Origin of the sequence: Streptomyces sp. NPDC091279, from assembly GCF_044757465.1 — a bacterium.
Lineage (GTDB): Bacteria > Actinomycetota > Actinomycetes > Streptomycetales > Streptomycetaceae > Streptomyces.
This window is the reverse complement of record NZ_JBIVVA010000002.1, coordinates 464,025-473,623: the sequence shown is the minus strand read 5'-3', so window position 1 is coordinate 473,623 and position 9,599 is coordinate 464,025. Positions and strand designations below refer to the sequence as shown.

The 9,599-nt window shown below is 72.6% G+C and carries 6 protein-coding genes and 1 pseudogene; 3 read left to right on the top strand and 4 right to left on the bottom strand.

Going from position 1 to position 9,599, the window contains the following annotated elements; all coding sequences use genetic code 11:
• Nucleotides 1–45 precede the first annotated feature (45 nt).
• Complete coding sequence (locus ACIQOU_RS05680; RefSeq protein WP_401534133.1) at nt 46–2,145, bottom strand: DUF4157 domain-containing protein; 2,100 nt, start codon at nt 2,143–2,145, stop codon at nt 46–48.
• A gap of 401 nt (nt 2,146–2,546) precedes the next feature.
• On the opposite strand from ACIQOU_RS05680, the gene ACIQOU_RS05675 reads away from it, so the two are divergent.
• Nucleotides 2,547–3,605, top strand: a complete 1,059-nt coding sequence (locus tag ACIQOU_RS05675; protein WP_401534131.1) for a LacI family DNA-binding transcriptional regulator — start codon at nt 2,547–2,549, stop codon at nt 3,603–3,605.
• Between the two features lie 513 nt (nt 3,606–4,118).
• Here ACIQOU_RS05675 and ACIQOU_RS05670 read toward each other — a convergent pair.
• Complete coding sequence (locus tag ACIQOU_RS05670) at nt 4,119–5,759, bottom strand: carboxylesterase/lipase family protein (protein WP_401534128.1); 1,641 nt, start codon at nt 5,757–5,759, stop codon at nt 4,119–4,121.
• A 410-nt stretch (nt 5,760–6,169) separates the two neighbouring features.
• On the opposite strand from ACIQOU_RS05670, the gene ACIQOU_RS05665 reads away from it, so the two are divergent.
• Nucleotides 6,170–7,183, top strand: a complete 1,014-nt coding sequence (locus ACIQOU_RS05665) for a hydroxyacid dehydrogenase (RefSeq protein ID WP_401534126.1) — start codon at nt 6,170–6,172, stop codon at nt 7,181–7,183.
• A 177-nt stretch (nt 7,184–7,360) separates the two neighbouring features.
• The gene (locus ACIQOU_RS05660) at nt 7,361–8,455 is read left to right on the top strand and encodes a LacI family DNA-binding transcriptional regulator (protein ID WP_401534123.1); all 1,095 of its coding nucleotides are present in this window, start codon (nt 7,361–7,363) and stop codon (nt 8,453–8,455) included.
• 67 nt (nt 8,456–8,522) lie between these two features.
• Here ACIQOU_RS05660 and ACIQOU_RS05655 read toward each other — a convergent pair.
• Together ACIQOU_RS05655 and ACIQOU_RS05650 are read right to left on the bottom strand one after the other, a co-directional pair.
• Nucleotides 8,523–8,728: pseudogene (locus tag ACIQOU_RS05655) on the bottom strand (transposase); the annotation flags it as partial.
• Nucleotides 8,729–8,850: 122 nt separating this feature from the next.
• The gene (locus ACIQOU_RS05650) at nt 8,851–9,576 is read right to left on the bottom strand and encodes an SDR family oxidoreductase (RefSeq protein ID WP_401534121.1); all 726 of its coding nucleotides are present in this window, start codon (nt 9,574–9,576) and stop codon (nt 8,851–8,853) included.
• Nucleotides 9,577–9,599 lie beyond the last annotated feature (23 nt).

The following is a 9,599-nucleotide window of genomic DNA, read 5'->3' as shown; positions in this document are numbered from 1 at the left end:
CCCGGAGGGATGAGGACAGGGTGGGGGTACGGGTGCCGAGCGCCGTCACTTCTTCTTGTAGTCCAGGGACTTTCCCTCGTTGAGGCGCTGGACCAGGTCGAAGGCGGCGAGGGCGAGGGGCTGGAGGTCCGCGGTGGGTATCCGGTCCCTCATCCGGCGCAACTCCGCGACCAGAGCGACCTCCTCCTTGCCTGACCTGCCCACCTTGTCGTCGACCGAGCCCAGCGCGCCGAGGGAGCCGTGGATGTGCTCCCAGTCCTGCCTGCGGTCGGAGACCTGGTACTTCTCCGCCTCGGTCAGGTGCTTGTAGTTGCGCAACAGGTCCTTGCCGACCGGAATGCCCTTCAGCCACTCGGCACGGGTCAGCGGGATCTGCCGGGTGTCGCGGTGACCGGCGTCCCCGTGCGCGACGGGCTTGTTGTACAGCAGATCGGTCCCGTTCTCCGGGAGACCGGTCGCCTTGAGGGCGAACGCGACGAACCGGTTCGGGTCCTCGCGGAAGTACATCCGCATCGGGTGGGACAGCAGCGTGAAGTTGTGGGCGAAGGAGGTGCGGGACATCAGACCGCCCGCGATCGACTTCGAGTTCGGGTTGACCTCCAGGTTGGACCCGTAGGAGAGGTAGCTGCCGATCAGGGTGATCAGACCGACGAGTCCGTCCGTCGACTCACCCCCGACGACCCCTGGGGGAAGACCCTTGGCCTGGTCCTCGGCCCGCTGGCGGATGCCCTCGATCGGGGCGACGGAGTCCCGGTGCAGATCCTGCTTGGCCTCCTGGCGCCGTTCGTGGGCGGAGCGCCCGAAGAGCCCGGGAGCCTTGGCCGGGACGTCGAGGTACTCCACCAGCCGGGGCAGCTCGGCCAGCTTGAACCCGCCGGTCATCTGCGGCGCGTACAGGAGCGCGCCCCGTAGGGGGAAAATCATCATCCCGGGGAGCGCCGTGAAGCTGCCGAGGTTGACCTCGTCGAGCAGGAAGGAGCCCTGGTCCTTCCGGTTGTCCAGGGCGGTCGACAGGGCGGTGATCTCGCCCATCACCTGGAGGAGTTGGTCCTTCGTGGTGAGCGGATCGGTCACCCACTCCAGGGCCGAGCCGCCCGTGGGGCTGACGTCCGAGGTGAGCCGGTAGTCGGTGCCGCTGCCGAGGGTGCCCATCTTGGGGACGTCGCGCCCCGGGAGGGGGGTCTCCCGGATGCGGTTGTTGTGGAGCAGGGCCGGAACGGCGTCGGCCGCGTGCCTCCGGTAACTGTCGGGGTTCTCCCGCTTGGCCCGCGCGATCCGCGCGCTGCCCTCAGCGGTGAGCTGGAACTGATCGGGATCGCCCCCGGGCAGCGGCGTGAGCCACTTGGCGACCAAGTCCCCTGCGGACGGGTCCTGTTCGGCCGCGTCCCGGAGATCGTTGACCTGCCTCCGGTCGGCCATCTTCCAGAGGATCTTCGCGTCGATGACGGCGTCGCGTTCCGCGATCTCCCTCTGGTGGTTCTGCTCGTCCTCGTCGGTGAGGTTGTTGTGATCCCGCACCTGCCACTGGGACTCGAACTCGAAGCCGACCCGGCGCTGGATCGCGCCCGCGTCCCCGCCGTCCCCGTGCTGCTCGCCGTCCGCGCCGCAGCGGTGGACGCTCTGGCCGCGCGCGACCCGGGCTCCGACGTCGGCCGCCTCACGCTCCCACGTCCCGTCCGGATCGCTGAGGCCGCCGGGGGCGTCGCGCTGGGTGGTGTGGTGGATCTCGTGGGCCATCGTCTCGACGTCGCGCAGGACGCCCGCGTTCTGAACGACGATGTGGTCGCCGACGGTGTACGCCTTGGCGTCGATGCTCGCGGCGGCCTGCTCGTCGACCGACACCCTGATGTGGCCGAGACCGGTGCCGAACGCGCTCTCCATGGAGGTGCGCATCCCGGTCGGCAGCCGCTTGCCGCCCCGTCCGGCCGTGCGTGCGGCCTCCCGTACGGCATCGCCCCTGGGGGGCGGCACGGCGTCGCCCTGATTCCGCTCGCGCGCGATCATCCGGGAGACGGCCGCGTTCCCGATCGCACCTTGCAGCGCCCCCGGCGAGCCCGCCGGAAGAGGTCCGGTGGCGCGAACTGCACCGCGTGGCCTGCTCTGTTCACCCTCGGTGTTCCGTCGGGACTCTGTGCTGCGCCGCATGGAGAACCCCTCCGAGGGAGAACCGCCCTGCCATCATCGTCTCAAAACGTGACTGTGCCGCAGAAGTTGGCGACGAGGAAAGGGCAATAAGGGCAGACCGAGGGCCACTTCGGACTGCCCGTTCGGTCGCTCCCCTGCCTGCGCTCCCACAGCATCTCCAACGACGGTACAGCGCACCCCTAGGGTGAGGCCGGGCCGCGCTGCCCCTAGGGGAACCCCGTCGGGGACGTCCACTGAGCCGCAGCAGGGCAGCACCGGGGTTGCTCGTAGGGACCTCGCCCTCGCCGGGGCCGTGTCGCGCGTCCGGGAGAACGGGTCGCCGGCGTCCCACCCCGCTGCTAGCCTCCGCATGGGAACCGGTTGCCATCATGTTGCCGGGAAGCGTGGCTGAAGGGGCGGGCGTGACCAGGAAGAGCAGCGACACCGGGCGGGGCACCATTCGGGACGTGGCCGCGCGGGCCGGGGTGTCCGCGTCGACCGTGTCGCGGGTGCTCGGCGGGGTCTATCCGGTCAGCTCGGCGACCCGGGCCCGGGTGATGCGGGCCGTGCGCGAGATGGACTACGTCGCTGACGCGCGGGCCAAGGCGGTCGCCGGGGTCGGGACACCGACGCTGGCGTTCGTGCTGGAGGACATCACCGGACCGTCGTTCGCGCACATGGCGCACGGCGTGGAGAGCGAGGCCACCCGGCTCGGCCATCTGTGCCTGGTGTGCAGCACGGAGGGCGATTTCCGGCACGAGCTGGAGTTCGTCGAGATGATGCGCGCCCAGCGGGCCGCCGCCGTGATCCTGGTCGGCGGCGCCGCCGACACCCCGGAGTACCGCGAACGCACCCGCCGCATGGCCGACTCGCTCGCCTCGGCCGGCTCCCGCCTGGTGCTGTGCGGACGCCCGCCGCTCGGCCCCGGCGCCCCCGTGACCGTCATCGAGTACGACAACGAGGGCGGCGCCTACGCCCTCGTCGCGCACGTCCTGTCCCAGGGCCATCACCGCGTCCTCTTCCTCGGCGGCAAGCCCGACCACACCACCGCGCAGGGCCGTGAACGCGGTTACCTCGCCGCCCACCGCGCCCGTGGCCTCGAACCCGACCCCGAACTGGTCCTGCACGGCGACTTCACCCGCGACTCCGGTCACCGTCTGATGCGCGAGGCGCTGGCGCGGAAACTGGAGTTCACGGCGGTCGTCGCCGCCACCGACATGGTCGCCGCCGGTGCGCTGACCGCCCTGCACGAGGCGGGCCTCGATGTGCCGGGGGACGTCTCCCTCGCGGGCTACGACGACATCCCGTTCGCCCGCGATCTGCACCCCGCCCTCACCACGGTCCATGTCCCCTACGTCGAACTGGGCCGCCTCGCCGTCCGCACCGTCCTGGCCCGCACCCCGGAGACCCCCGACGAACACCTCCTGCTCGGCACCCACGTGGTGGTACGGAACTCGGTGGCCCCGGCCGCGAACGGCTAGCTCTTCAGGGGGACGGGTAGTACGAGGGCGCTGCGGGCACGGCCCGTAGGGGGACCCGGGCCGGACCCGTAGGGGGCCTACGAGTACTCCGGGTACTCGGGACGACCCGTAGGGGTACTCCGGGTACTACCGGGTGTTCCGGGCGCCTCGGCCCCTACGGGTGCTCCGCCCCACCCGTACGGGTACTACGGGTCGTACGGGGCGTTCCGGACTCCCGCCGCCGCACCCGATACGAAGCGGATTCCGCCGCACTACGGGTACTAAGGGGTGTTCCGGACGCCCCGGCCCGCGCAGGTACCCCGCCCACCCGTACGGGTACTCCGGGTACTCCGGGTACTCCGCCCGTACGGGACCACGGGCCCGCGCCCCGTACGGGTACTACGGGGTTTTCCAGACGCCCCAGCCCGCGCAGGTACCCCGCCCGCCCGTACGGGTACTCCGGGTGCCCCCCGTAATACCCGACCACGGGCCCCGCCCCGAACCGGCCCCCGAGCAGCCCGCCCCCTACGGGTACTACGGGTAGTCGTGGCGGCGGACCGAGCCGGGGAGGCGTAGGCGGCGGACGACGGAGCGGATCTCCGTGCTGCGGGCGGCCGCCGGGCCGGTGACGGGCGCGGGGTGCGCGGGTTCGGCGTCGGCCGCCCACAGGGCCAGTTCGGCGTCGCGCGGACCGTGCACGATCGAGGGACCGTCCGTCCCGAACATCCGCACCGGGTGCGAGGCGTCCCAACTCCGCCAGCCCGGGTCCCCGTCGACCGCGAACCGCACCCACGCGGCGTGCATCTCGTCCGCCAGTTCCTGCGGCGCCCCCTCCCCCGCCAGCCTCCGCGACTCCGGGACGTCCCCGGTGTCGAAGACGAACCCCAGCTCCAGCGCGTGGCACGCCCCGAGGCCGGGGATCTGAGACGGCCAGCCGAACTCGTACACGTACGACGTGTCGGGGCGGGAGTCGGCGAGGCGGTGCAGGGGGATGCGCAGGAGGTGATCGGTGACGAGCTGGCCGACGATCTCGGCGGTGCCGGCCCCCGGGTGCAGGGCGCGGTAACCACGGGGGACGTCGTGGCCGCAGTGGCAACGGGCCATCGCACCGGCCAGCGCGATCGTGCCGAGCCGGTCCACCCGGTCCAGCAGACCGCCCGGAACCAGCCACAGCCGGTACTCGTCCTTCGTCCAGCCCAGCATCAGCTGCACACCCCGGGCCACCCCGCCCTCGACCAGGGCCGTCAGCGGATCGCGCGGGACGAGGTCGCCGTCGACGACCAGGCCGAAGGAGGGGCCGCCGAGCACGGGGCTGCTGAGCCGGCCGACCTCGGCCTGGGTGCGCAGGAGCAGTTGGCGATCGACGTCCGCGAAGGCCGCCGCCGTCGCCGGGATCTTCAGCCGCGCGGCCATCCGGCGCACCATGCGGCGCACCTTGTCCCGGTCGAACGCCTCGGGCGGCCCGCTCTGCAACACCGCCCGCCGCACCAGACCCTGTGCCTGCGGGGCGGCCAGCAGGGCGCCGATGCTGATGGCACCGGCCGACTGTCCGCACAGGGTGATGCGGTCCGGGTCCCCGCCGAACGCCCCGATCGACTCCCGCACCCACCGCAGGGCGGCGAGTTGATCGCGCAGGCCCGGGTTGGCGGGGGTGTCCGGAAACAGACCGTAGCCCTCGACGCCGAGGCGGTAGTTCACGGAGACGAAGACGACGCCGTCGCGGGCGAAGGTGCGTCCGTCGTACACCGGCACTGCGGCGGAGCCCCTGGTCAGGGCGCCGCCGTGCAGCCAGACCAGGACGGGGAGGCGGGCGGCGGGGCCCGGTTCGGGGGTCCAGACGTTGAGGTTCAGACAGTCGTCGCCCGGCACGACCGGGTCGGCGAGGAGCCTGGCGAACGCGTCCGAGTACGGCGGTTTCGGCGGCGTCGGCCCGAACGCGCCCGCGTCCCGGACGCCGTCCCAGGGTTCGGGCGGCTCCGGAGGGCGGAACCGGCGGGGGCCGAAGGGGGGTGCGCCGTAGGGGATGCCCCGGAAGACGGCGACGCCGTTCTCGTACCGGCCGCGTACGGACCCGTAGGGCGTGGGTACTACGGGGTCGGTCGGGCCGGGGCTCGTCGGCCTGGGCGTCGTCGGCCCGGACTCTGTCGGCCTGGGGTGCGTCTGGTCCGTTGTCATCCGTCCACCAGCCTCCCTCGACACGCCACTGCGCTCTGAACATCAGAGCACCACAGAGTGGCCGGGTATTCCGGCGGAGGAGGTGGTGGGAGGGCCGATCGGAGTACCTGACGGAGGCGGGGAGAGGCGGCTGCGGCGGCGGGCGGGACTGGGGCGGCAGGGCGGCGGGCGGGACGGCAACAGACAGTCAGGGCGACTCGGGGCACGAGGGGGCCAGGGAGCGGGAGGCCACGGGTGTGAGGGCCATGGAGTGGGGGCCACGGGGTGGAGGTCTGAAGGGGGTGGGGGCGTGCGGAGGCAGGGGCGCAACCGGTTGCCACGTCCCGGTGATTGACCCGTGTGAAGCCGCAGACCTACCGTAGAAGGCGCTTTCTGAAACGTTTTCCGTGTCCTCGATGGTCAGGAGAGCCATGCCCAGTCCCCGGTTGCCGCGGGCCGTGTTCGCGATGGACCCGGTGCACCTCCCCCTGCTCTTCCCGCCGCACCTCATGACGCGGCTCAGCCGGATCACCGCCATCGACCCCGCCCTCGTCGTACGGGACTTCACCGACCCGGCGGCCGCCGAGGCCCTCGCCCACGCCGAGATCCTGGTCACCGGCTGGGGCTGCCCCCGGCTCGACTCCCCCGCCCTCGCCGCCGCACCCCGGGTACGCACCGTCCTGCACGCCGCCGGCTCGGTCCGCTCCCTCGTCGGCGAGGAGCTGTGGGACCGTGGGATCAGCGTCTCCAGCGCCGTCACCGGCAACGCCGTGCCCGTCGCCGAGTACACGCTCGCGATGATCCTGCTGGCCGGGAAGGACGCCTTCGCCCACCGCGAGCGGTTCCGCGCCGCCCGCGTCCACCCGACCCCCGCCGAGACCGCGACCACCGGCAACGTCGGCCGTCGCGTCGGTGTCATCGGCGCCTCCCGCGTCGGACGCCGGCTCCTGGAACTGCTGCGCCCCTTCGACCTCACCGTGCTGCTGCACGACCCCTACGTGGAACCCTCAGAGGCCCTCTCCCTCGGCGCCGAGCCCGTCACCCTCGACGACCTGCTCGGACGCAGCGACATCGTCACCCTGCACGCCCCCGATATCCCCGAGACCTACCGCATGCTCGACGCCGGACGCCTGGCCCTCATCCGCGACGGCGGCCTCCTCATCAACACCTCCCGGGGCGCGCTGATCGACCCCGTGGCGCTGACCGAGGAGTTGGTCTCCGGGCGGCTGCACGCGGTGCTCGACGTGACCGAACCGGAGCCGTTGCCGCCGGGATCGGCGCTCTACGACCTGCCCAACGTGTTCCTCACCCCCCATATCGCCGGGTCGCTCGGCAACGAACTGGAGCGGCTCGGGCAGATCGTGGTCGAGGAGGCGGAACGGGTCGCCGCCGGGGAGCCGTTGGGCCATGAGGTGCGGGTGGGGGATCTCGGGCGGGTGGCCTAGGGGACTACGGGGCTATGGGGCTACGGGGGAACCAGGGGGCTACAGGTAACTAAGGGGACTACGGGTCGGGGTTCAGGGGGTGGGTGACGTGGTGGGACGGGGAGTGGGGTGTGAGGTGGGTTGGGATACGGTTTCCGTGCCCGCGTCGGGTGGGGTACTGGCTGTGAAGGAGCCGCGGTGAGTCAGCGCAGGGCCGACGGCGGGCGGGCCACCATCCGGGACGTCGCGGAGTTGGCCGGGGTCTCCGTGGCCAGCGTGTCGCGGGTGCTCAGCGGCAACTACCCGGTCTCGGAGGAGCTGCGCCGACGCGTCATGAAGGTCGTCCAGGACCTCGACTACGTCACCAACGCGCACGCCCGGTCGCTCGCCGGGGGCGGCACACCCACCGTCGCCATCCTCATCAACAACATCACCGGCGCCGCTTTCGCCCACGTGGCCAAGGGAGTTGAGGGCGCCGCGACCCTGCGGGGGTGGCTCTCGCTGGTGGGGACCACCGGGGACGATCCCGAGCGGGAGTTGGCGTTGGTCACCCTCATGCGGCAGCAGGGCGTGGCCGCCGTGGTGCTGCTCGGGGGCGCCTACGACTACGACGAGTACCAGGTGCGGATGGGGCGGTTCGCGCGGTCGCTGGATGCCGCCGGGTCGCATCTCGTGCTGGTCGGGCGGCCCCCGCTCGAAGGCGCCGTGCCCGCCACGACGGTCGACTACGACAACGAGGGCGGCGCCTACGCCATGGCCAGCCACTTGCTGTCCGCCGGGCACCGACGGGTCCTCGTGCTGCCCGGGCATGCCGAACTGACCACCGCGCAGGGGCGGTTGGCCGGGGCGCGGCGGGCCTTCGAGGCGTACGGCGTGCCCTTCGACACCGGCCTGGTGCGACATGGGGCGTACGACTACGAGCACGGGTACGAGGCGGTGCGGGAGGCCTTGGAGAGCGGACTGTCGTTCACCGCCGTGCTCGCCGGGACGGATGTCGTGGCCGCCGGTGCCATGCAGGCGCTGCGGGCCGGAGGGCTACGCGTCCCCGAGGACGTCTCGATCGTCGGCTACGACGACATCCCCCTCGCCTCCCAGCTCACGCCCCAACTCACCACCGTCCACGTGCCCTACGAGGAGATGGGGCGCGTGGCGTTGCGCGCCGTCGCCGATCGCCGGGAGGGCCACAGCGGTGGCGGGCGGCGCAAGGGGCGGGACGGGGAGCATCTGGTGCTCGGCACCCATGTGGTGGTGCGGGGCTCCGTACGCCCTCCGACCCGGACACAGGGCGACTGAACCGAACCCCGTCCCCTACTGAACCGCAGCCACCCCCTACGGGACGGCTGAGCCGCCCTCCCCACCGGTCGGAGGTTCCGGAACCCGCGCGAGGACGCGCGCCGGGGTGAGCCTGTCCGGGGGCTCCGGCTTCTCCCACGGCCGCCGGAGGTCGGTGGCGAGCGATCGGGCGCGGCGGAGCTGGATGTGGGCGGCGATGATCAGCCAGGTCCAGCGGTCGGCGGCGGCCGAGTCGCGCAGGCGGGGCCGGGTCCGGCCGAGGGTCTGCTTGAGCCAGCACAGCGAACGGGCCGACTGCCGCGCCCACCGCGTCGGGAAGCACGCCCACCACCAGAGTTGCCGCCTGACGGCATCCGCAGAGGCCCCCGCCACACCGCCGCCGATGACCTGCGGCACTAGACCCCGGCGAGGATGGCGCCTCCGTCGACGGTGAGCACGGTTCCGGTGACGAAGCGGTTCTCCATCAGGTACAGGTGCGCCGCGGCGATCTGGTCCGCTTCGCCGATCGAGTGGGTGAGCGTCCGATCGGCGAGGGTCGCGAACAGCGTGGCACGCTGCGGCTCCGGCACCGGGTCCCACAGCGGGGTGCGGATGGCTCCCGGCCGGACCGCGTTGACGCGCACGGGGGCCAGCTCGGCGGCCAGCCCTCGCGTCAGGCCCTCGGTGGCGGCGGCCGCGCCGGCCGCGAGCGCGGTACCGGGTGTGGGGCGAACGGCGACCGTCCCGGACGTCAGCACGATCGAGCCTCCCGGCCGGATACGCCGTGCCGCGTGCTTGACCGTGGCGACGGCTCCCCAGAAGCGGACCTCGAACAGCTCCCGGGCGGCGTCGAGCGGCAGGTCTGCCAGCGGCTGCGGACGCACCGTGTCACCCGCTGTGTAGACCACGTGGTCGAGTTCGCCGACGCGGTCGAACAGGGCGGCGACGCCGGCCTCGTCGCGGGTGTCGACGACCGCCCCGTCGCACGCGTCCGGCAGCTGCGCGAGCGCGCCCGTCAGGCGCCCCTGGTCGCTCGACGCGATCGTGACGGCCGCCCCGGCCGCCGCTGCGGCGCGGGCCGTGGCCAGCCCCATCCCTGAACTGCCGCCGATGATGACGATGTGCCGACCTGAAAGAGCCATGACGCCTACTCCTCTGCCCCAAC